The organism is Bradyrhizobium sp., from assembly GCF_016213215.1.
Classification (GTDB): Bacteria; Pseudomonadota; Alphaproteobacteria; order Rhizobiales; family Xanthobacteraceae; genus Bradyrhizobium.
Map to the genome: position 1 here is coordinate 1 of NZ_JACRAW010000046.1, position 21,124 is coordinate 21,124.

At 63.3% G+C, this 21,124-nt stretch carries 19 protein-coding genes; 9 read left to right on the forward strand and 10 right to left on the reverse strand.

Going from position 1 to position 21,124, the window contains the following annotated elements; all coding sequences use genetic code 11:
* A partial coding sequence (locus HY852_RS08935; protein ID WP_291604095.1) for a nitronate monooxygenase occupies nt 1-250 on the reverse strand: 250 nt, incomplete at its 3' end.
* Nucleotides 251-501: 251 nt separating this feature from the next.
* Here HY852_RS08935 and yghU point away from each other — a divergent pair.
* Complete coding sequence (gene yghU, locus HY852_RS08940) at nt 502-1,395, forward strand: glutathione-dependent disulfide-bond oxidoreductase (protein WP_291604097.1); 894 nt, start codon at nt 502-504, stop codon at nt 1,393-1,395.
* 17 nt (nt 1,396-1,412) lie between these two features.
* Here the strand turns inward: yghU and HY852_RS27900 are convergent, their stop codons facing one another.
* From HY852_RS27900 to HY852_RS08965, 4 genes are all read right to left on the reverse strand, one after another.
* The gene (locus tag HY852_RS27900) at nt 1,413-2,138 is read right to left on the reverse strand and encodes an N-acetyltransferase (protein ID WP_367116354.1); all 726 of its coding nucleotides are present in this window, start codon (nt 2,136-2,138) and stop codon (nt 1,413-1,415) included.
* Between the two features lie 176 nt (nt 2,139-2,314).
* Nucleotides 2,315-3,589: an acyl-CoA dehydrogenase family protein gene (locus HY852_RS08955; protein WP_291604099.1), complete on the reverse strand. Its 1,275-nt coding sequence runs from the start codon at nt 3,587-3,589 to the stop codon at nt 2,315-2,317.
* Nucleotides 3,590-3,730: 141 nt separating this feature from the next.
* On the reverse strand, nt 3,731-4,108 hold the full coding sequence (locus HY852_RS08960; protein WP_291604101.1) for a VOC family protein: 378 nt from the start codon (nt 4,106-4,108) through the stop codon (nt 3,731-3,733).
* Between the two features lie 31 nt (nt 4,109-4,139).
* Nucleotides 4,140-4,919: an SDR family NAD(P)-dependent oxidoreductase gene (locus HY852_RS08965; RefSeq protein WP_291604103.1), complete on the reverse strand. Its 780-nt coding sequence runs from the start codon at nt 4,917-4,919 to the stop codon at nt 4,140-4,142.
* 164 nt (nt 4,920-5,083) lie between these two features.
* On the opposite strand from HY852_RS08965, the gene HY852_RS08970 reads away from it, so the two are divergent.
* Genes HY852_RS08970 through HY852_RS08980 form a run of 3 tightly spaced genes read left to right on the forward strand, consistent with a single transcriptional unit; the run spans nt 5,084 to nt 7,244 of the window.
* Complete coding sequence (locus HY852_RS08970; RefSeq protein ID WP_291604106.1) at nt 5,084-5,875, forward strand: enoyl-CoA hydratase/isomerase; 792 nt, start codon at nt 5,084-5,086, stop codon at nt 5,873-5,875.
* A complete protein-coding gene (locus HY852_RS08975) occupies nt 5,872-6,858 on the forward strand; it encodes a phosphotransferase family protein (protein ID WP_291604108.1) in 987 nt (328 codons plus the stop codon). The genes HY852_RS08970 and HY852_RS08975 overlap by 4 nt, the downstream gene beginning before the upstream one ends.
* 2 nt (nt 6,859-6,860) lie before the next feature.
* Nucleotides 6,861-7,244, forward strand: a complete 384-nt coding sequence (locus HY852_RS08980; RefSeq protein ID WP_291604109.1) for a DUF6285 domain-containing protein — start codon at nt 6,861-6,863, stop codon at nt 7,242-7,244.
* A gap of 133 nt (nt 7,245-7,377) precedes the next feature.
* Here the strand turns inward: HY852_RS08980 and HY852_RS08985 are convergent, their stop codons facing one another.
* Entirely contained in the window at nt 7,378-8,157 is a 780-nt protein-coding gene (locus HY852_RS08985) for an enoyl-CoA hydratase-related protein (protein ID WP_291604111.1), read from the reverse strand.
* 211 nt (nt 8,158-8,368) lie between these two features.
* Here HY852_RS08985 and HY852_RS08990 point away from each other — a divergent pair, with 211 nt between their 5' ends.
* Entirely contained in the window at nt 8,369-9,643 is a 1,275-nt protein-coding gene (locus HY852_RS08990) for an acyl-CoA dehydrogenase family protein (RefSeq protein ID WP_291604113.1), read from the forward strand.
* Nucleotides 9,644-9,702: 59 nt separating this feature from the next.
* Here HY852_RS08990 and HY852_RS08995 read toward each other — a convergent pair whose 3' ends face one another.
* Together HY852_RS08995 and HY852_RS09000 are read right to left on the reverse strand one after the other, a co-directional pair.
* Nucleotides 9,703-11,283, reverse strand: coding sequence for a fatty acid--CoA ligase (locus HY852_RS08995; protein ID WP_291604115.1), 1,581 nt, complete (start codon nt 11,281-11,283; stop codon nt 9,703-9,705).
* A gap of 196 nt (nt 11,284-11,479) precedes the next feature.
* A complete protein-coding gene (locus tag HY852_RS09000) occupies nt 11,480-12,352 on the reverse strand; it encodes an SDR family oxidoreductase (RefSeq protein ID WP_291604117.1) in 873 nt (290 codons plus the stop codon).
* A 107-nt stretch (nt 12,353-12,459) separates the two neighbouring features.
* Between HY852_RS09000 and HY852_RS09005 the strand changes: the two genes are divergently transcribed.
* The 4 genes from HY852_RS09005 (at nt 12,460) to ppc (ending at nt 18,767) form a co-directional block, all read left to right on the forward strand.
* Nucleotides 12,460-13,272 carry a crotonase/enoyl-CoA hydratase family protein gene (locus tag HY852_RS09005; protein WP_291604118.1) on the forward strand — a complete coding sequence of 271 codons (813 nt, stop codon included), beginning with the start codon at nt 12,460-12,462 and terminating at the stop codon, nt 13,270-13,272.
* A 156-nt stretch (nt 13,273-13,428) separates the two neighbouring features.
* On the forward strand, nt 13,429-14,976 hold the full coding sequence (locus tag HY852_RS09010; protein ID WP_291604119.1) for an acyl-CoA synthetase: 1,548 nt from the start codon (nt 13,429-13,431) through the stop codon (nt 14,974-14,976).
* A gap of 57 nt (nt 14,977-15,033) precedes the next feature.
* On the forward strand, nt 15,034-15,849 hold the full coding sequence (locus HY852_RS09015; RefSeq protein WP_291604121.1) for an enoyl-CoA hydratase-related protein: 816 nt from the start codon (nt 15,034-15,036) through the stop codon (nt 15,847-15,849).
* Between the two features lie 137 nt (nt 15,850-15,986).
* Nucleotides 15,987-18,767 (forward strand): phosphoenolpyruvate carboxylase, encoded by a 2,781-nt coding sequence (gene ppc / locus HY852_RS09020; protein WP_291604131.1) that lies wholly within the window; start codon nt 15,987-15,989, stop codon nt 18,765-18,767.
* Nucleotides 18,768-18,834: 67 nt separating this feature from the next.
* On the opposite strand, the gene HY852_RS09025 is transcribed toward ppc, so the two are convergent.
* Nucleotides 18,835-20,007: an SMP-30/gluconolactonase/LRE family protein gene (locus HY852_RS09025; RefSeq protein WP_291604132.1), complete on the reverse strand. Its 1,173-nt coding sequence runs from the start codon at nt 20,005-20,007 to the stop codon at nt 18,835-18,837.
* Between the two features lie 125 nt (nt 20,008-20,132).
* Complete coding sequence (locus tag HY852_RS09030) at nt 20,133-21,047, reverse strand: SDR family oxidoreductase (protein WP_291604134.1); 915 nt, start codon at nt 21,045-21,047, stop codon at nt 20,133-20,135.
* Nucleotides 21,048-21,124: the final 77 nt, after the last annotated feature.

The window sequence follows — 21,124 nt, forward strand, 5'->3', positions numbered from 1 at the left end:
TCCAGGTCACGTCCTTTTCGCCTGCCGTGGAGATGTTCTCGGGAATCAGCACGTCGACGCCATAGGGCTTGCCGTCGACGTGGTCGTCGATCCACTTCAGCTCGCGCTCGATCGTTTCGGGCGTGTGCACCGTGGCACCCAGGACGCCAAAGCCTCCCGCGCGGCTGACGGCCGCCACCACGTCGCGGCAATGGCTGAAGGCGAACAGGGGAAACTCTATTCCAAGCATGTCGCAGATCGGCGATCTCATGTTTCTCTCCCGGCGGCAGCCTGGTGCTGCTTTATTGCTTTGGATACGGCGCCCGACGCTAGCCGATGGTCGGCAGCGATGCCAACGGGTTTCCCTTCGCGAATCTTGCGCGCAGGCGCCGCACAGCCGGGGCGGCGAGGGTGCATTCCGCTACGCAAAATATGCGTGGAATGCCCCTCGCACTTGCACCCTCGCCAATCTACCATCCGGGGCTAGCGACCATCCGCACGCCCTTCCCCTTGGAGGAACGAATGACCGACGCGCCACAATCCGATCCGTCTGGCTATACCCCGCCCAATCTCTGGACCTGGAATAAGCCAAGCGGCGGGCGGTTTGCCAGTATCAACCGCCCGATTGCCGGGTCGACGCACGAAAAGGAACTGCCGGTCGGCCGCCATCCGCTGCAGCTCTATTCGCTCGCCACACCGAACGGGGTGAAGGTCACGGTGATGCTGGAAGAGCTGTTGGCGCTCGGCCAAAAGGGTGCGGAATACGACGCCTGGCTGATCAACATAAACGACGGCGAGCAGTTCGGCAGCGGCTTCGTTGCCGTCAACCCTAACTCCAAGATTCCGGCATTGATGGACCGCTCCGGGCCCGAGCCGATCCGGGTGTTCGAGTCCGGCTCGATCCTGCTCTATCTCGCCGAAAAATTCGGAGCGTTCCTGCCCGGGGATGTCAAGACGCGTGCCGAATGCCTGTCATGGCTGTTCTGGCAGATGGGCAGTGCGCCCTATCTCGGTGGCGGGTTCGGCCACTTCTATGCCTATGCGCCGACCAAGATCGAGTATGCGATCGATCGCTTCGCGATGGAAGCAAAGCGCCAGCTCGATGTGCTCGACCGGCGGCTTGCCGAGAGCGAGTACCTGGCAGGCGGCGATTACTCGATCGCCGATATCGCGGTGTGGCCGTGGTACGGAGCGCTGGCAAAGGGCCTGCTCTATGGCGCCGGGGAATTCCTGTCGGTGCAGGAATACAAGAACGTGCAGCGTTGGACCGATGCCATCGCCAAACGGCCGGCCGTGCAGCGTGGGCGCATGGTCAACCGCACCTGGGGTGACCCCGCAAGCCAGCTGCACGAGCGCCACGACGCTGGCGATTTCGAGACCAGGACGCAGGAAAAGATCGGAGCGCCCGCATCCTAGCGCTGTTCAATCAGCAGTCAGTCCGGCAGCATCTCCCCGGAGCCGCCGAGCTCTGCGGGGAGATCCCTGTATTTGGGCAGCCCGTCGCGGATGGTGACCATCTTGCTCCCGTAGTTGGCATGCAGCGTCGGCTGGTGGGTGTAACCTTTGAGCAGGTTGGCGTAGACGTCGGTCAGCCGCATCCGCGGATGATCGGCCATGACATGCCCGCCGCAGATCTTGCAGAACTTGCGGTAGGAATTATCGGTCCTGTGGAACGTGCCAACGTCCGCCGCTCCCCTGGTGATGCGCACGTCGTCCGATTTCCAGAGGCTGAAGGCGTTGATGGGAGCGGCCGACCATTCCTGGCAGTCGCGGCAGTGGCAATAGCCCGCGAACACCGGCTTGCCCGTTACCTCGACTTCGACTGCGCCGCAGAAGCAGCTCGCCTTGTAGGTGGCTGCGGCCTCCGCAAGCGCGTCCTCGCCCTGCGCCAGCAGATCCTTGTATTCGGGATTCTTCTTGATAAAGCCTCGGATGAAGTCGCACTCGACCGTGAGCGCGCGTGCTTGCGTCCTTACCGCGTCAAGCGTCGCGCGCCCGAGCCTGGAGCCGATGCCGCGTCCGCCTAGTTCCGGCGGCACTTCGGTGTGGACCAGCGTGATCGCTTCCGGCGACTTCCGGTAGGTGACGAACGCGATGGTGCCGTCCACCTCAAGCTCGAACCGGTTGCGCTCTTCGTTGTCGCGAAATGTATCCGGCATTCTTCCGCTCCTGTTGTTGAGCCCTTTCCCCCTCACGCTTTCCGGTCCACCTCGCCCCGTTTGCGGGGAGAGGCCGGAAAGCGAAGCGATCCCGGTGAGGGGGACTCTTTTAGAACGCCCCTGTCGAGAGCCCCCTCATCCCGACCTTCTCTTCGCAAGAGGAGAGAAGGAGAAGCTTACGGCATACTCAGTTCGTGACGGCCGACCACCATCCAGTGCACTTCGTCCGGACCGTCGGCAAAGCGCAGGTGCCGGACGTCCTGGTACATCTCGGCGAGCGGAGTCCATTGCGAGATGCCGGTCGCTCCGTGCATCTGGATCGCCTGGTCGATGATCCGACAGGCGCGCTCTGGTACCATGGCCTTGACCATGCTGACCCAGACGCGCGCCTCCTTGTTGCCGAGCACGTCCATGGCTTTGGCCGCCTTCAGGACCATCAGCCGCATGGCCTCGATCTCGCAGCGCGCCTGCGCGATAATCTGCAGGTTGCCGCCGAGTTGGGCGATCTTCTTGCCGAAGGCCTCGCGCGTCAGTCCGCGCGTCACCATCAGATCGAGCGCTTTTTCCGCCTTGCCGATGGTGCGCATGCAGTGGTGGATACGGCCGGGACCGAGGCGCAACTGCGAGATCTCGAAGCCGCGGCCCTCGCCGAGCAGCATGTTCTCCTTCGGCACGCGAACGTTGTTGAAGCGCAAATGCATATGACCGCGCGGCGCGTGATCCTGGCCGAAGACGTGCATGGGACCGATGATCTCCACGCCGGGCGTGTCCTTCGGCACCAGGATCTGCGACTGCTGCTTGCTCGGCGCCGCGTCCGGATTGGTCTTGACCATCACGATCATGATTTTGCAGCGGGGGTCGCCGAGGCCGGAGATGTAGTACTTCTCGCCATTGATTACCCATTCGTTGCCGACGAGCTTTGCCGTGGTCGAGATGTTTTTGGCATCGGATGAGGCGACGTTGGGTTCAGTCATGGCGTAAGCCGATCGGATTTCGCCGTTGAGCAGCGGCTTCAGCCACTTCTCCTTCTGCTCGGACGTGCCGACGCGCTCCAAGACCTCCATGTTGCCGGTGTCGGGCGCCGAGCAGTTCATGGTCTCCGAGGCCAGCGGGCTCTTGCCGAGCTCTGCGGCGATGTAGGCGTAATCGAGATTCTTCAGGCCTTCGCCGGTCTCGGCGTCGGGCAGGAAGAAGTTCCACAGGCCTTCCTGCTTGGCCTTGGTCTTGGCCGTCTCCAGCACCTCGAGCTGGCCCGGCGTGAAGCTCCAGCGATCCTGCCTGTTCTTGCCGAGGCGCATGAAGTCGACCGACATCGGGTCGACTGTGTCGCGGATGAACTTCTTGACATGGTCGTAGAGGGGACGGACCTGCTCGGACATGCGCAGGTCATTCAGCTCATCGCCGGGACTGAGAGTATAGGATGTCGTGCGGGGCACGTAGGCGTGCATCATTGTTCTTCCTCCCATTCGCAAAGCGCGTCGCGACCGACTTTATGCTCGGCAAATTCGGACCGCGAGCGCACATTTAGGCCATCGCGGCGCATGCGTTTGCCGTGCCACGGAATTCCAGAGCGACAAAGAACGCGGATGGGCTCAGCCCATCCGGTGCATCGCGCAGATCTTGTTGCCGTCGAGATCCCGCAAATAGGCGAGATAGAGCTTGCCCGCGGAACCCTGCCGAACACCCGGCGGATCCTCGCACGGCTTTCCGCCGTTTGCGACGCCGGCCGCATGCCACGCCTCGACCTGCTCGGGCGAGTTGCAGGCAAAGCCGATGGTGCCGCCGTTGGCCGGGGTCGCCAGCTTGCCATCGATCGGCTTGGTCACCGAGAACACGCCGGTCTTGGTGAAGTAGAAAATACGATGACCGTCCACCTTGGCCGGCCGCACATCAAGCGTACCGAGCAGCGCGTCATAGAACGCCTTGGCCTTTTCCAGGTCATTGGTGCCGATCATCACGTGCGAAAACATTGCTCTGTTCCCCCTTTTCTCAACGATGAAATTAATACGCCGCGTAGGCGCCATCGATCACGAAGCAATCGGTGGTGTGATAGGACGAGGCCTTGCTCATCAGATAAACGGCAATGCCGCCGAAGTCGGAAGCCTCGCCGAACCGCCGCATCGGAATGCGCGGCATGACGTTCGCGACGAATTTCTCGTTTGCCATGATACCGGCCGTCATTTCGCTCTTGATCCAGCCGGGCAGGATGGCATTGGCCGTGATGCCAAAACGCGCCAGTTCCACGCCGAGCGCGCGCACCATCGCGTTGATTGCGGCTTTACTCGCGGCGTAATGCTCGTTGCGGGCGGTGCCGAAGATCGAGGCGATGCTCGATGTCGCCACCAGCCGGCCGAAGGGATCGCCTGCATTGGCACGGTCTGTCATGTGACGCGCGGCGGCCTGGAACGCGTGAAAGACGCCGTCGAGGTTGGTGGCAAACATCGTTCGCCATTCTTCCTCGGTGCGGTCGATGAAGGCGCGCCGGCCGCCGCCGCCGATGCCGGCGTTGGCGAAGCAGCCGTCGACACGACCGAAGGTGTCGAGCGTCGCCTTCATGGCCGTGTTGACCGAAGCCGGATCGGTGACGTCGCAGACGCGGGTATCGACCTTGCCGGGGCTGCCCGCCATGGAGGCCGCGGCGCTCTTGTTCTTTTCCGCGTTGCGGCCCCAGATCGAGACATTGCAGCCTTGCGCTGCGAGGGCCTGGGCGATACCGAGCCCGATACCGCCGTTGCCGCCGGTAACGACGGCGACGCGGCCGGTGAGGTCGAAGATGTTCATGGAGCGTTTCCCGTATTCGGTATGACGCGCATCAGCCGGTGTGCGCAAGACAGGTCGATGGATCGTTTCAACCATGGACAAGGCTGCGGCAAAAATCAAATATGCCTCTTAATCAATTCCACTTCGCGGGATTTGGACCGCGGATCACAACCGACGAGGAAACAATGCAGTTCAAGCACGCCACGCTCGATATCGAAGGCTCGGTCGCAATTCTGAGGCTCGACCATCAGGAGGTCATGAACGCGGTCTCGATGGACATGCTGGGCGGCCTGTCCGAAGCGCTTGACGGGATCGAGGAGAAAAAGGCCGAGGTGCGGTGTGTCGTCTTGACCGGGGCAGGGCGAGCGTTCTGTACCGGTGCGAACCTTCAGGGCCGCAACAACCAGAAGCCGGGCAAGAGCAACGCCGGTTCAGCGCTCGAGACCGCGTTCCATCCGTTCCTGCGCCGGCTGCGCAACCTGCACTGCCCGCTGGTGACCGCGGTGAACGGGCCGGCGGCGGGGGCCGGCATGAGCTTTGCGCTAATGGGCGACATCATCCTGTGCGCGCGCTCGGCCTATTTTCTGCAGGCTTTCCGTCGCATCGGCCTTGTGCCGGACTGCGGCTCGACCTGGCTGCTGCCTCGGCTGATCGGCAAGGCGCGCTCGGTTGAATTGTCGCTGCTCGGGGAGCGTCTGCCGGCGGAAAAGGCACTGGAATGGGGCCTCGTCAACCGGGTCTATGACGATGCGGCGCTGATCGAAGAGACGATGAAGCTGGCGCATGAACTCGCCAACGGGCCGACGGTTTCGCTGTCGCTGATCCGCAAATTGTACTGGGATAGCCCGGAGAACTCCTTCGAGGACCAACTCAATCTCGAATTTGAATGCCAGCGCCTTGCCGGGGCGACGAGCGATTTCAAGGAGGGCGTGACGGCATTCCTTGAGAAGCGTCCGGCAAAGTTTGCGGGCAAATGATCGAGAGCGAGCTTTCGCGCAGCGTCGTCGCGTGGTGCCCCGGAGCCACCGGGGTCACGGGTGCCGCCAAGCTGTCCGGCGGCGCCAGTCAGGAGACCTGGCGCTTCGACATCGTCCATCCCAGCGGCAATATGGGCGCGATTCTGCGGCGGGCACCGGCGAGCTATAGCGCGGCGCCGGAGCGCGCGGCCGGCCTCGACGCCGAAGCGAGGCTGATGCAGCTGGCCTATGAGGCCGGCGTGCCGTCGCCGCGCGTGCTGCACGTGCTGACGCCGGATGAGGGGCTTGGAACCGGCTTCATCATGCAGCGGGTCGAGGGCGAGACCATCGCGCGCAAGATCCTGCGCGACGATGAGTTCGCCAATGCGCGGCCGATCCTGGCGCGGCAGATCGGCGGGGTTCTGGCCGGCATTCATGGGCTGCCGCTGCAGAACCTGCCGGCGCTTCGCCGCATGACCGCGACCAGGGAGCTCAAGGAGTTCGAACGCGACTATCGCAGCCTCGGCTGGCCGAAGCCTGTGTTCGAGCTGGCGTTGCGCTGGCTGCGGGAACGCGATCCCGGTCCATCGGCGGAAGTGACGCTGGTGCACGGTGACTTCCGCAACGGCAATCTCATCATCGGTCCCGACGGCGTTCGCGCGGTACTTGACTGGGAACTAGCTCATGTCGGCGATCCCATGGAGGATCTGGGCTGGGTCTGCGTCAATTCCTGGCGCTTCGGCGAAATCGACAAGCCGGTGGGCGGCTTCGGCTCGCGCGAGGAACTGTTCGCCGGCTACGAGGCTGCCGGCCGCCGCGTCGATCCCGCCCGCGTGCAGTTCTGGGAAGTGATGGGCACGCTGCGTTGGGGACTGATGTGCTGCGGCATGATGCAGCGTTTCCGTGCTTCGCCCGACCATTCCCTGGAGCGCGCCATGATCGGCCGCCGTGCCTCGGAAACCGAGATCGATCTGCTCAGGCTGCTAGCGCCGCGAGGGACATGACCATGCAGGACGAGCCCACACCCGTCGAGCTGACCAAGGCCGTTGCCGATTTCCTGCGCAACGACATCGCGCCTCAAATCACCGGGCATCACGCCTTCAAGCTGCGGGTCGCGATCAACGTGCTTGACGTCGTCACGCGGCAATTGACCTTGGAAGAGGGGAGCGATGCCGCCGAACTCGCGCGGCTGACGCGCCTGCTCGGGAACGAAGGCTCGCTGATGGAACTCAACCGCGCGCTTGCCGAAGGCATTGCCGCCGGAAAGCTCGATCTTCAGACGCCGGGACTTGCCGCCCATCTGTGGCAGACGACGATGGACAAGCTTGCCGTCGATCAGCCGAACTATGCGTCGTACAAGCGGGAGCTGGCGCGAGACAAGGGCGCGTAGCCGTTTCCCGACTCGTCATTCCGGGGCGCGACGAAGTCGCGAGCCCGGAAATCCATTCATCCCAACGTCGCTAACCGAGCATCGCGACGGATTCCGGGTTGGTCGCCCGCGCGATACCCCGGAATGACGATGTTTATCGCCCCAGCCATTTCGGCGGGCGCTTCTCGGCGAACGCCTTGGGGCCCTCGATGAAGTCCTGCGAGGCGAGCATGGCCTTGACGGCCGGGTAGTCCCGCTGCTCCTCGATCGCCTGTTCCAGCGAAACGGCAAGGCCCTTGTGGATGGCCTGCTTGGAGGCACGGATCGACATCGGGGAGTTCTTGCAGATGGTTTCCGCCCAGCGTAGCGCCACCGCGACCGCTTCGCCCTGAGGTGCGACTTCATTCACGAACCCGAGTTCGAGGCCCTCCTTGGCGCTGACGTGCCGCGCGGTCAGGATCATTCCCATGGCGCGCTTGAGCCCGATCTGCCGCGGCAGCCGGTGCAGGCCGCCGGCCAGCGCAGCAAGTCCGACACGCGGCTCGGGCAGGGCGAAGGTCGCGTTTTCTGAGGCGATGATGAGGTCGCAGGCAAGCGCAATCTCGAAGCCGCCGCCCATGGCGACGCCGTTCACGGCGGCGATCAGCGGCTTGTCGCAGTCGTAGCGCGAGGTCAGGCCGGCAAAACCGCCTATGTCCCAGCCGCGCTTGCCGCCGGCGGCCTGCCATTTCAGGTCGTTGCCGGCGCAGAACGCCTTGTCGCCGGCGCCGGTGACGATCGCGACCCATTGCTCGGGGTCCCGAGAGAAATCGTCAAAGATCTTATTGAGCTCGAAATGGGCGTCGATATGCAGCGCGTTGTAAACCTCGGGGCGCGACATCGTCACGATGGTGATCGGCCCCTTGCGCTCCACTTTCGAAAAGTTCAGCTCCATGTTTGCTCCCGCTGTGTTTTCTGTGGCGAAGAATATGCCGGCAATAGTAGCGCGCTCTCGCCGTCGGGTACCACCTGAATTACGCAAGGCGCCTGCGCGTCCAGGCCCTGTCCGGTTGCTTGACTTGCCCCTCGACTTCTCACCTAAATCGACCCGAGCAAATGCGCGTAGCGCCTTAACGCAAAACGACAACTTTCCGGGAGAGACTGCCTTGGATTTCTCGCTGCCGCCCGATCTTGTCGCCTATCTCGGCGAGCTTGACCGTTTCATCGCAGAAAAGATCAAGCCGCTGGAGGAGGCCGATGACAACATCCGCTTCTTCGACCATCGCCGCGAATGGGCGAGGACCGATTTCGAAAATGGCGGGTTGCCGCGGCATGAGTGGGAAGCGCTCTTGCGCAAGGCGAAGGATTTTGCTGATGCCGCCGGACATCTGCGCTTCGCCGTGCCCAAGCGCTATGGCGGAAAGGATGGTTCCAACCTCTGGATGGCCGTCATCCGCGAGCATTTTGCCTCGAAAGGCCTGGGCCTTCACAACGACCTGCAGAACGAGCACTCGATCGTCGGCAATTTCCCGATCGTCACCATGCTCGACCGCTACGGCCGCGACGACCAGAAGGCGATGATCGACGGCTCGATAACAGGAAAGTACCGGATCACCTTCGGCCTGACCGAGCCGCATCACGGCTCGGACGCGACCCATATGGAAACCAGGGCGGTCCCCGCGAACCGCGACAACGTCAAGGGCTGGATCATCAACGGCGAGAAGATGTGGACGACCGGCATGCATGTCGCCACCCATTGCGCATTGTTCGCGCGAACCTCGGGCAATGACGGCGATGCGCGCGGCATCACCTGCTTCCTGGTGCCGGCGAAGAGCGCCGGTGTAAAGGTCGAAGAATATATGTGGACCTTCAACATGCCGACCGACCACCCGCGGGTCAGCTTCACCGACGTGTTCGTGACGGAAGATGCGTTGTTTGGCGAGGTGGGGAGGGGGCTGTCGCTTGCCCAGTGCTTCGTGCACCAGAACCGCATTCGCCAGGCGGCAAGCTCATTGGGGGCGGCGGTCTACTGCATCAACGAAAGCGTCAGGTATGCGCGCGAGCGCAAGCCGTTCGGCCGGGCGCTGGCGGAGAACCAGGCGATCCAGTTTCCGCTGGTGGAGCTCGCGACCCAAGCCGAAATGCTGCGGCTATTGATCCGCAAGACCGCCTGGGAGATGGACCAGCTCACCGAGGAGCAGATCGAGCGCACGCTCTCCGACAAGGTCTCCATGTGCAATTACTGGGGGAACCGGTTGTGCTGCGAGGCCGCCGACCGCGCCATGCAGGTGCATGGCGGCATGGGTTACTCGCGTCACAAGGCGTTCGAGCACATCTATCGCCATCATCGCCGCTACCGAATCACCGAGGGCAGCGAAGAGATCCAGATGAGGAAGGTTGCGGGCTTCCTGTTCGGCTATATGGGGCCGGGGAAACGCTAGCTCGGCGTTATTGCGAGCGAAGCAACCCGGATCTGCTGGGTCGCTTCGAGAGATGGCGCTCAATTCACCTGCCTGTCCTTGCCCGCCCAATACGGCTCGCGCAATTGCCGCCGCAAAATCTTGCCGGAGGGATTGCGCGGCAGGGCAGGAATGAATTCCACCGTCTTTGGCGTCTTGTAACCGGCGATGCGCTTGCGTGTGAAGTTGATGATGTCTGACGCCGTTGCCGTCTTGCCTGGCTTCATCACCACGATCGCCTTGACCGCCTCGCCCCATTTGTCGTCGGGAACACCGATCACGGCGGCTTCGGCGACGTCCGGATGATCGCAGATCGCGCTTTCGACCTCGGCCGGATAGACGTTCTCGCCGCCAGAAATGACCATGTCCTTGATGCGGTCGTGAATGTAGAGATAGCCGTCCTCGTCCATGTAACCGGCGTCTCCCGTGCGCAGCCAGCCGTCCTGGCCGAGCGTCTTTGCGGTGGCGTCGGGCAGGTTCCAGTAGCCGGCCATGTTGGAGCCGGAACGCGTCGCGATCTCGCCGACCTGCCGCGGCGGCAAGCGGTTGCCCTCGGGATCGAGAATCGCAATCTCGACGCCGGGCAGCGCCTTGCCGGCCGAGCGCATCCGCTCCAGCCCTTCGACATGATCTTCCGGCGGCAGCGCCACGATCGTGCCAGTGGTCTCGGTCATGCCGTACATCTGCACGAAGCCGCACTTGAACACTTCGATGCATTCCTTGAGCAGCGCCGCCGGAATCGGGGAGGCGCCATACAGCATGTACTTCAGCCGCGAGAAATCGATTTGCTTTGCACGCGGCTGCCGCACCACGAACTGCATCGCCGCGGGCACCATGAAGAGTTTGGTGATGCCGGACTGATCGAAGAAGTCCAGCACCTTGGTGGGATCGAATTCGCGGGCGATGACACCCTTGGCACCGTGATACAGCCCCATGACGCCCCAGCCTGATCCCCCGATATGAAAGATCGGCATGGCCACCAGCGAGACCTCGTCGCTGGTCCACTTGTTCCACTCCGGCTTTTCCGCCTCGCTGCCGGTCTGCACCAGATTGAGGAAATTGGCGTGCGACAGCATCGCGCCCTTGGGCGTTCCGGTGGTGCCCGAAGTGTAGAGCTGGATGGCGATGTCCTTCGGCGTGACTTCGACCCGCGGATCCTGTGCGCCCTGGGCATCGCGCCAGGCCGTATAGTCGGGCCACTCCGGCGCGCCGCCCTCGGTGGTGATGATGGTACGAACGCTCGGCAGTTGCGGGCGAATGTTGCGGACCAGCGTCACGAATTCAGGCCCGACAAACAGAGCCGGTGCCTTGCAGTCCTCCACGATAAAGGCGACCTCGGGACCGGCCAGGCGCCAGTTGACCGGTGCCATGACCACATTCGCCTTCATGGCGCCGAGCAGCAGCTCGAAATAGAAGTCGCTGTTCTTGCCGAGATAGCAGATGCGCTCGCGGGGCTTGATGCCGAGAGCCTTCAGCGCGTTGGCAACCTGGTTGGTCTTGCGATCAAAATCGGCGAAGCTGGTTGCGCGGCCCTCGAACTCAAACGCCGTCGCCTCGCCGCGATTTTCCGCGCGTAACCGCACCATTTCGGCAAGCGTGGACGGGATTGCCAAATCCGACATGTTCCTCCTCGTAAAGTCTTGTTTGTTGTTGATGCGATAGTGGGGTCATCCAACCACAAAGACAATACGGTGGGAGAGCAGCGCGTTCGTGTCCGGACGCGGTTTGCGGAGCAGTGCGCCGCAGAGCCCGGGGCCCAGCCTGCAAGTCAGTAGCGCAGCACGTCGCTCGTGCTGCGCAGGATCCGCAGGGACGAGATCACCCGCGCTGGGCGCGGTCCTTCTCGTTCTGCGCCTTGATCGATTCCCGAGCCGTCTGCCAATCGGCGTCGCTCCACTCCCGGAGCTGATAGAAGTTGCCGCCCATGGCGAGCGCCTGCGCGCCGTCCATGGCAATGGTCTCGCCATTGATCCAGTCGCAGCCGCCCGAGATCAGGAACACTGCGACGTTCTGCAGCTCCTCCATCGTGCCGACGCGGCCCATGGGATTGACCGCCTTGGTCCGGGCGCCGGCTTCATCGCCCGGCTTGATGCGCTTGCTCATGCCCTCGGTCGGGATTTCGCCGGGCGCGATGGTGTTGAGGCGGATGCCGTATTTGCCCCATTCGACTGCGAGCGACATGGTCATGGCGTGGATGGCCGACTTGCTCATGGCCGACGGCACTACATAGGGCGAGCCGTTGCGCACCCAGGTCGTGGTGATCGATACGACGTTACCGCGCTGTTTGGCCTCGATCCAGCGCTTGCCCACCGCATGCGTCACGTAGAACGTACCATGCATGACGATGTTGGCGACCGCGTCGAAGCCGCGCGGAGACAGCTCTTCCGTACGCGAGATGAAATTGCCGGCGGCGTTGTTGATGAGGTCGGTGAGGGGAGCTTCGCGAAAGATGTTCTCGATCATCTCCTCGACCGCAAGGACGTTGCGGATGTCGACGCCGTGGCTGGTGACGCGGCCGCCATAGAGGTCCATCAGCTCGGTCGCGGTCTCGTCGCAAACGATCTTCCGGCGCCCGCAGATGTGCACCTCGGCGCCGAGCTGGAGAAAGCGCGCCGCCATGGACTTTCCGAGCCCGGTTCCGCCGCCGGTCACCAGGATGCGCCGTCCGAGCAGAAGATTTTCTTGGAACATAGGTTTCCGCCTGCAGGGATTGTCTGTTAATTGCTCGATTGACTAAATCTGGCCGCCGGCTTTCTGTAAAGCGGCAACCCGAACAAAAGTGCAGGGAGAATTCGTCCATGGAAGAGCGCGTCTCGATCACGATCTCGGAGGGCGTCGCCGACGTCCGCCTGGTGCGGGCGGACAAGATGAACGCACTGGATTTCGCCATGTTCGAGGCGCTGGTGGCCGCTTCCGAACGGCTCGCCAAGGAAAAAGGGCTGCGGGCGGTAGCTCTATCCGGCGAGGGCAAGGCGTTTTGCGCCGGCCTCGACATGGGCCGTTTCGCCGCCATGAAGGACAAGGGCGGCAACGGAATTCCGGGCGGTGAAAATCGCGACCTGAGCGTTCGCACCCATGGCAAGGCCAACTTCGCCCAGCAGGCGGTGTGGGGCTGGCGCCAGTTGCCGGTCCCGGTCATCGCCGCCGTGCATGGGGTCGCATTCGGTGGCGGCTTTCAGCTCGCGCTCGGCGCCGACATGCGCTTCCTGGCGCCCGACGCTCGGATGTCGATCATGGAAATCAAATGGGGTCTGGTGCCGGATATGGCCGGCACGCCGATCCTCGCGACGCTGGTACGCGACGACATCCTGCGCGAGCTGGCCTATACGGGCCGGATCTTCTCGGCCCAGGAGGCGATGAGTTACGGCCTAGCTACGCGGATCTGCGACGACCCGCGTGCGGCGGCCCTGGAGACCGCCCGCGAAATCGCCGGCAAGAGTCCCGACGCTATCCGAGCGATCAAGCGCATGCTGAACAATCTGTCGTTCGATCCGGGACCCGCGCTGCTTGCCGAATCCGTCGAGCAGCAGAAGCTGATCGGCAGCGCCAACCAGACCGAAGCCGTGCGCGCCAATCTCGAGAAGCGCCCGCCGCACTTTGCCGACGCGTGAAGCGACCACCGTCCCCTCATGGTGAGGAGGCGCGCAGCGCCGCCTCGAACCGTGAGGCCCGTTGCCTTCCCTCGAGGCGCCGCTTGCGCGGCTCCTCGGGATGAGGACGGAATGCAACAACTCCGGTGATGACCACAAACCAGAACCAAGCAAAAAATGAGTGAAACGCCAGAACTCTTCCTTGGCATCATCAGTGGCGAGCGGCGTCGCAGCCACGCCGAAGTCGCCGACCGTGCCGATCGCATCGCGATGGGACTGAAGCAACTCGGCGTGAAGCAGGGCGACAGCGTCTGCATGCTCATGCGTAACGACATCGCCTTTCTTGAGGCGGCCTATGCGGCCATGCGGCTCGGCGCCTACGGAGTGCCGATCAACTGGCACTTCAAGCCGGATGAGATCGACTACATTCTGAAGGATTCCGGAACATCCGTGCTGATCGCGCATGCCGATCTGCTGCATGGGCTGCGTGGGGCGATCCCGGCCGGAGTAACCGTGCTCAGTGTGCCAACCCCGTCCGAGATCCTCTCAAGCTACAAAATCGATCCGGAGCACCTCGTGACGCCGGATTACGCCATCGATTTCGAAGCCTGGCTGCGTCAGTACCAGCCTTACGACGGCCCGGCCGTGCCCCAGCCGCAGAACATGATCTACACCTCGGGCACGACGGGCCATCCCAAGGGCGTGCGGCGGGATGCACCGACGGCGGAACAGGGCGCCGCAGCCGAGCGCATGCGCGCGATGATCTATGGCCTCAAGCCCGGCGCCCGCGCGCTGTTGCCGGGGCCGCTCTATCATTCCGCGCCCAATTCATTCGGCATCCGCTCCGGCCGCCTCGGCGGCGCGCTGGTGCTGATGCCGCGCTTCGATGCGGAGGAGTTCCTGGGCCTGATCGAAGCGCACAGGATCGACACCATCTTCATGGTGCCGACCATGTTCATTCGCCTGATGAAGCTTCCCGAGGCCGTGCGCCGGAAATACGACGTGTCTTCGCTGCGCCACGTGATCCACGCCGCAGCGCCGTGTCCGGCTGACGTGAAGCGCGCCATGATCGAATGGTGGGGGCCGGTGATTTACGAATTCTACGGTTCGACGGAATCCGGCGCTGTCACCTTTGCAACGTCCGAGGACGCCTTGAGGAAGCCGGGCACGGTGGGGAAGATCTCGCCGGGCGCGGAGCTTCGCTTTATCGACGAGAACGGACGCGCACTGGGACCGGGGCATGTCGGCGAAATCTATTCGCGCATCGCGGCCAATCCCGACTTCACCTACCACAACAGGCCGGATAAGCGCGCCGAGATCGACCGGGACGGCTTCATTACGTCGGGCGACGTCGGCTATATCGACGAGGACGGGTATGTGTTCCTCTGCGACCGCAAGCGCGACATGGTGATCTCGGGCGGCGTCAACATCTATCCCGCCGAGATCGAGGCGGTGCTCCATGCCCTGCCGGGCGTGCAGGATTGCGCGGTGTTCGGCATTCCCGATGCCGAGTTCGGCGAGGCGCTGATGGCCGTGGTGGAGCCGCAGCCAGGGATCACGCTCCAGGTCGACGATATCAGGGCGCGGCTGAAGACCTCGCTCGCCGACTACAAGGTTCCCAAGCACATCGAGATCCGGAGCAAACTGCCGCGCGAGGATTCCGGCAAGATCTTCAAGCGCCGTCTGCGTGACCCGTATTGGGAGCAGGCGGGCCGGCTGATCTGATCTCTCCGGCTGAAGGGAAATTCGGCCAGCACCAATTGAGAAGCGGAGGAGGTTGCCATGAGTGATGCGGCAGGGGCCGGGGAAGTCGAAGCGAGTGAGGTTCTCTGCGAGGTCTCCGACCACATCGCGACCATCACGCTCAATGCCCCGGAGCGGATGAACACGATCTCCGGTCCGATGCTCAGCGAGCTTGCGCGGCTATTGATCCAGGCCAACGAGGATCCGGCGGTCCGTTGTGTCATCCTGACCGGAAAGGGACGGGCGTTCTGCGCCGGTCTCGACCTGCGCCAGGAGCGAGATGGTAACGGGCTCAGCTTGGCGTCCTCGCCGACGACGCTCAACCTGCGCAATACGCCGCCGACGGTTCTGCAGTCGATGGACAAGCCGACGATCTGCGCCGTGAACGGCGGGGCGGCCGGCTACGGCATGGACACGGCGCTGGGCTGCGATATCCGCCTCATGGCGGAGTCGGCCAAGTTTGCCGCGGCGTTCGTCAAGCGCGGCGTGGTGCCCGAATCGGGCGGTACATGGCTGCTGCCCAGGATGATCGGCTGGGCCAAGGCTTCGGAACTGATCTTCACCGGCCGCACCTTGAGCGCCCGGGAATGCCTCGACTGGGGACTTGCCAATGAGGTCGTCGCGGACAGCGAGTTGACGGACCGCGCCCGGGCGTTGGCAGGCGAGATCGCCGCCAATGCCCCGCTCGCGGTGCAGGCCTCCAAGCGGATGATGCGTATGGGGTTGAACGAGACGTTTCCCGATCACGTGCACCACGTCTATCTGCAGCTGTTGCCGCTGTTCAAGACCAGGGACATGGCCGAAGGCATGAAGGCCTTCATGGAGAAACGCGAGCCAAAGTTCGAAGGCCGCTAGAGGTCCTCAGCTTCAGGACAGCGACACCTGCTTCACAAGAGGCATCCGGGTGGACCGGACGCTTCTTTCTTCATCTTGCGCAGGTGCAAAACTATTGCACACTCGATAAAGTCGGGCACTCTTGCTAGCAGGAACCCATGTCCGCCGAAACCATGCCTTCAGATGCCGATCGCGCCGAGGAAGCGCTGGCGATCGAGGAAGACACCAGGCTGCGGAATGATATCCGGCTGCTCGGGCGCATCCTGGGGGATACCGTGCGCGATCAGGAGGGCGAGGGTGTTTTCGATCTGGTCGAGCGCATCCGCCAGACCTCGATCCGGTTCCATCGCGACGAGGATCGGCTCGCGAGGGGCGAGCTCGAAGCCATCCTCGACAGCATGTCGACCTCCGACACCGTGCGCATCGTGCGCGCCTTCAGCTATTTCTCGCATCTTGCCAACATCGCCGAGGACCACAACAACATCCGACAGATGCGCGCGCGCAGCGCAGCGAACGGGAGAGGTGCCGGTACGCTCGCCGAGACGCTGGGCCACGCCCGGGCCGCGGGTTTCACCGCGGCTGATCTGCGCTCCTTCTTCAAGGATGCGCTGGTCAGCCCGGTATTAACCGCGCATCCGACCGAAGTTCGGCGCAAGAGCACGATGGATCGCGAGATGGAGATCGCCGCGCTGCTCGACCGGCGCGAGCGCGTCGCACTGACGCCGCAAGAGGCCGTTGCGAGCGACGAGCAGTTGCGGCGGGAGGTCTTGACGCTGTGGCAGACCAATCTGTTGCGCCGGACCAAGCTCACCGTGCTCGACGAGGTTACCAACGGACTCGCCTTCTACGACTACACCTTTCTCCGCGAGGTGCCGCGGCTCATTAACGCGCTGGAGGACGGGCTAAACGAGGTCGATGAGGCGGCAGGCGAACTCGCGTCCTTCCTGCGCATGGGAAGCTGGATCGGCGCCGATCGCGACGGCAATCCCTTCGTCACCGCCGAGGTGATGCGTGGCACGCTGCGGCTGCAGTCCAGTCGGGTGATGCAGTTCTACCTTGAGGAACTGCATGTGCTCGGCTCGGAGCTGTCGATCGCGGGGCACCTCGCCGACTTTTCCGACGATCTGCGAGCGCTCGCCGAGCGCTCGCCCGATATCTCGCCGCACCGCCGTGACGAGCCCTACCGGCTCGCGGTATCGGGCATCTATGCGCGTCTTGCAGCCACCGCCGAGAAGCTCCAAGTCGAGATCACGCGACGGCCGGTCGGCGAGGCCGCTCCGTACGCCCGAGTCAGTGAATTCCAGGCCGATCTTGACGTGCTGCATCGCTCGCTGATCGCGAACAATGCGCGGGTGATCGCCCGCGGTCGGCTGCGGCTGCTGCGCCGCGCCGCCGATTGCTTCGGCTTTCACCTGGCGCGGCTCGATATCCGCCAGAATTCGGCCGTGCACGAGCGCACCCTTGCCGAGCTGATCGATGCCGCGATGCCCGGCATGTCCTATCTGTCGCTTGGCGAAGAGGCGCGCGTCGCCTTGCTATCCAGCGAGTTGGGCAACACGCGTCAGCTCGCATCGCAATTCGTGAAATACAGCGACGAAACGCTAAGCGAACTGGCCGTGTTCCGGGCCGCCGCCGAGGCCCACGCCCAATTCGGCGGTGATGTGATCGCCCAATGCATCATCTCCATGTGCAAAGGCATGTCCGACATGCTCGAGGTGGCGGTCCTGTTGAAGGAGGTCGGCCTGGTTCATCCCTCCGGCCGCAGCGCCATCAACATCGTGCCGCTGTTCGAGACGATCGAGGACCTGCAGGCGTCTTCTGCCATCATGGACCGGATGCTGTCGCTGCACGATTACCGGCGCCTGGTCGACAGCCGCGGTGGCGTGCAGGAGGTGATGCTCGGGTATTCCGACAGCAACAAGGACGGCGGGTTCGTCACTTCGGGCTGGGAGCTGTACAAGGCCGAGATCAATCTGGTCGAAGTGTTCGAGCGCCACGGCGTGCGCCTGCGCCTGTTTCACGGCCGTGGCGGCTCGGTCGGCCGCGGCGGCGGCCCAAGTTATGACGCCATCATCGCCCAGCCGGGCGGGGCCGTGAACGGCCAGATCCGGATCACCGAGCAGGGCGAGATCATCTCCAGCAAATATTCCAATGCCGAAGTCGGCCGCGCCAATCTCGAAGTGCTGGCGGCGGCGACGCTGGAGGCGAGCCTGTTGCATCCGCGTCAGGGCGCACCGAGCCGAGAATACCTCACCGCGATGGAAGAACTTTCGGCGCTGGCGTTCAAGGCCTATCGCGGCCTGGTATATGAGACCGACGGCTTCGTCGACTATTACTGGTGCTCCACCGTGATCAACGAGATCGCGACGCTGAACATCGGCAGCCGTCCGGCATCGCGCAAGAAGACCCGCGCGATCGAAGACCTGCGCGCCATCCCCTGGGTGTTCTCCTGGGCGCAATGCCGCCTGATGCTGCCCGGCTGGTACGGCTTCGGCAGCGCGGTCGAGGCGTGGATCGCGCAGCATCCCGACAAGGGCATGCCGTTCCTGAAGGAGCTTTATCGCGAATGGCCGTTCTTCCGCACCCTGCTGTCCAACATGGACATGGTGCTGGCGAAAAGCTCGATCGCGATCGCCTCGCGCTATGCGGAACTCGTGCCGGATGCGGCACTGCGCGAGAAGATCTTCGCCCGCATCCGCCGCGAATGGCATTCATCCATCGAGTCGCTGTTGGACATCATGGGGCAGAATCGGCTGCTGCAGGGTAATCCCTTGCTGGAGCGTTCGGTGCGCAACCGCTTTCCCTATCTCGATCCGCTCAACCATGTGCAGGTCGAGCTTCTGAAGGAACACCGCGCGCAGAATGGGGACGAGCAGGTCCTGCGCGGCGTCCAGCTCACCATCAACGGTATCTCGGCGGGACTGAGGAATACGGGGTGAGGAGGTGAGTAGCGAGTAGGATGTCAGCTGCCAACGATCGCCACTCCCTACTCGCTATTCGCTTTTGTCACGGCTTCATCGCGCCCTGCACACTCGTGTAGACGGCGTAGAGCGATGTCGAGCCGCAGATATAAAGCCTGTTTCGTTGCTGACCGCCGAAGCACAGGTTCGCGACAGTTTCCGGGATGTGGATCTTGCCGAGCAGATCGCCCTCCGGCGTGTAGCAGCGCACACCGTCCTCGTTCGGATCGCCCCAACCGACGGAGCACCAGACACGCCCGGCGGTGTCGCAGCGCACCCCGTCGGTAATGCCGGGCTTGGGCATGTCCGCAAAGACCTTGCTGTTCGACGCCTTTCCGGCCGCAACATCCAGGTCGAACACGCGAATATGCGACGGATTGTCCGGCCCGTCCGTGAATCCGGTGTCGCAGACGTAGAGCTTCCTCTCGTCGGGCGAGAGGCCAAGGCCATTGGGCTCGACGAAGTCATCGACGACAACCTTGACGTCGCCGGACTTGGGATCGACCCGGTAGACGTTGCGCTTTTCCTGCTCAGGCTCGGCTTTGATGCCTTCGTAATAGCCGCCGATGCCGTAGACCGGATCGGTGAACCAGATCGCGCCGTCGGAAGTGACAACCGCATCGTTCGGCGAGTTGAGCCTCTTGCCGTTGTACTTGTCGGCGATGATCGTGATCGAGCCGTCGAGTTCGGTCCGGGTGACCCGTCGACCGCTGTGTTCGCAAGTGATCAGGCGTCCTTCCCGATCGATGGTGTTGCCGTTCGAGTTCATCGACGGCTGGCGGTACACGCTGAGGTGACCGTCATCCTCCGTGAAGCGCATGATGCGGTTGTTGGGAATGTCGCTGAACAGCACGTAGCGTCCAGCCGCGAAATATACCGGGCCCTCGGCCCAGCGGAAACCCGTTGCGACGCGCTCTACCGCCATCGTGCCGGCGAAGGCCGGAAAGCCGGTAGGCCCGAACGAAACGCCAGGCTTTTTCATCGATTCCAAATGCGAATCCGGATAGCGGCTCCCCGGGAGCGGTCCCAATGGCAGCCGGTCGGTTGACCGGGTTGGAGCGGCCGTTTGGCCGAAGGGCGTTACGGTCGCGGCGGAGGCCGCGGTCATGGTCGCAGCGGTTGCAGCGAACGCCGCCGCGCCCTTCAACAGGCCGCGGCGATCGACACCGGTCGGTTCCGATTCATTATTGTCGCCGGGATAGGTCAGGGATTTTGTCATGGTTTCCTCCCACTTATAGTTGGGAGCAAACCATCGGCCCGCATTCCGGCATAAAGCGGGCGAGCAACCTGAGATAGTTCTGCCGTCCCGGCGAATCCGGGACGACAGCTTCTTACCAGGCCATGCTAGATCGCATCCCAGCAGAACACGTCGGCCGAGCGGTCGAGCTTGTAGAACGAGCCCTTCAGCGCCGGCATGGCGTGCTCGGCGATGGTTTGCGGCGTCCAACCCTCGCCGCGATGCACCGAGCGCAACGGGCGTGACTGGCCCATCAGGAAGATTTCGTTCATGCGCACCGCGAAGATCTGACCGGTGACGTCCTTGGACGCATCGCTGAGCAGATAGGCTACGATCGGCGCAATCTTCTCCGGGCCCATCTGCTGGATTCTCGCAACACGCGCCTTCTCCTCCTCGGTCTCGGTCGGGATGGTGCCGATCAGGCGGCTCCAGGCAAAGGGAGAGACGCAGTTCGAGCGCACGTTGAAGCGGTTCATGTCGAGCGCGATCGATTTCGACAGGCCGACGATGCCGAGCTTGGCCGCCGCATAGTTGGCCTGACCGAAATTGCCGACGAGGCCCGACGTCGAGGTGAAGTGCACGAAAGAGCCGCTTTCCTGTTCGCGGAACAGGCGCGCGGCGGCGTGGCTGACGTAGAACGAGCCCATGAGATGGACCTTGATCACGGCCTCGAAGGCTTCCACGCTCATGCGGTGGAAGATCATGTCGCGCAGGATGCCCGCGTTGTTCACGACACCGTCGAGCTTGCCGAAATGATCGACCGCGGCCTTGACGATCTTGCTGGCCGGGATCGCGTCCGCCACGCTTTCGAAATTGGCGACTGCCGTGCCGCCGCGCTTCTTGATCTCTTCGACGACCTCCTCGGCGGGTGCCGCGTTCGAACCCGAGCCGTCGGCGGCGACGCCGGGATCGTTGACCACGACCTTGGCGCCTTCGGCGGCGCACAGCAGCGCGATTTCGCGGCCGATGCCGCGCCCTGCGCCGGTCACGACGATTGATTTGCCTTCGAGTGATCTTGCCATTTTGTTTCTCCGCTATCGATCCCAATTTCTGCTGTCATTCTCCGATGCGCAATTGCGCATCGTAGATGCGCCGAAGG

Bases quoted from the DNA above. Each gene is read 5' to 3' on its own strand.
- HY852_RS08965 (WP_291604103.1), bottom strand. From the start codon at position 4,919: ATGAACATCTTCGACCTCACCGGCCGCGTCGCCGTCGTTACCGGCGGC.
- yghU (WP_291604097.1), top strand. From the start codon at position 502: ATGACCGACGCGCCACAATCCGATCCGTCTGGCTATACCCCGCCCAAT.
- HY852_RS09025 (WP_291604132.1), bottom strand. From the start codon at position 20,007: ATGACAAAATCCCTGACCTATCCCGGCGACAATAATGAATCGGAACCG.
- HY852_RS08980 (WP_291604109.1), top strand. From the start codon at position 6,861: ATGCAGGACGAGCCCACACCCGTCGAGCTGACCAAGGCCGTTGCCGAT.
- HY852_RS09010 (WP_291604119.1), top strand. From the start codon at position 13,429: ATGAGTGAAACGCCAGAACTCTTCCTTGGCATCATCAGTGGCGAGCGG.
- HY852_RS08955 (WP_291604099.1), bottom strand. From the start codon at position 3,589: ATGATGCACGCCTACGTGCCCCGCACGACATCCTATACTCTCAGTCCC.
- HY852_RS08970 (WP_291604106.1), top strand. From the start codon at position 5,084: ATGCAGTTCAAGCACGCCACGCTCGATATCGAAGGCTCGGTCGCAATT.
- HY852_RS08995 (WP_291604115.1), bottom strand. From the start codon at position 11,283: ATGTCGGATTTGGCAATCCCGTCCACGCTTGCCGAAATGGTGCGGTTA.
- HY852_RS08960 (WP_291604101.1), bottom strand. From the start codon at position 4,108: ATGTTTTCGCACGTGATGATCGGCACCAATGACCTGGAAAAGGCCAAG.
- HY852_RS09030 (WP_291604134.1), bottom strand. From the start codon at position 21,047: ATGGCAAGATCACTCGAAGGCAAATCAATCGTCGTGACCGGCGCAGGG.
- HY852_RS09000 (WP_291604117.1), bottom strand. From the start codon at position 12,352: ATGTTCCAAGAAAATCTTCTGCTCGGACGGCGCATCCTGGTGACCGGC.
- HY852_RS27900 (WP_367116354.1), bottom strand. From the start codon at position 2,138: ATGCCGGATACATTTCGCGACAACGAAGAGCGCAACCGGTTCGAGCTT.
- ppc (WP_291604131.1), top strand. From the start codon at position 15,987: ATGTCCGCCGAAACCATGCCTTCAGATGCCGATCGCGCCGAGGAAGCG.
- HY852_RS08985 (WP_291604111.1), bottom strand. From the start codon at position 8,157: ATGGAGCTGAACTTTTCGAAAGTGGAGCGCAAGGGGCCGATCACCATC.
- HY852_RS08975 (WP_291604108.1), top strand. From the start codon at position 5,872: ATGATCGAGAGCGAGCTTTCGCGCAGCGTCGTCGCGTGGTGCCCCGGA.
- HY852_RS09005 (WP_291604118.1), top strand. From the start codon at position 12,460: ATGGAAGAGCGCGTCTCGATCACGATCTCGGAGGGCGTCGCCGACGTC.
- HY852_RS09015 (WP_291604121.1), top strand. From the start codon at position 15,034: ATGAGTGATGCGGCAGGGGCCGGGGAAGTCGAAGCGAGTGAGGTTCTC.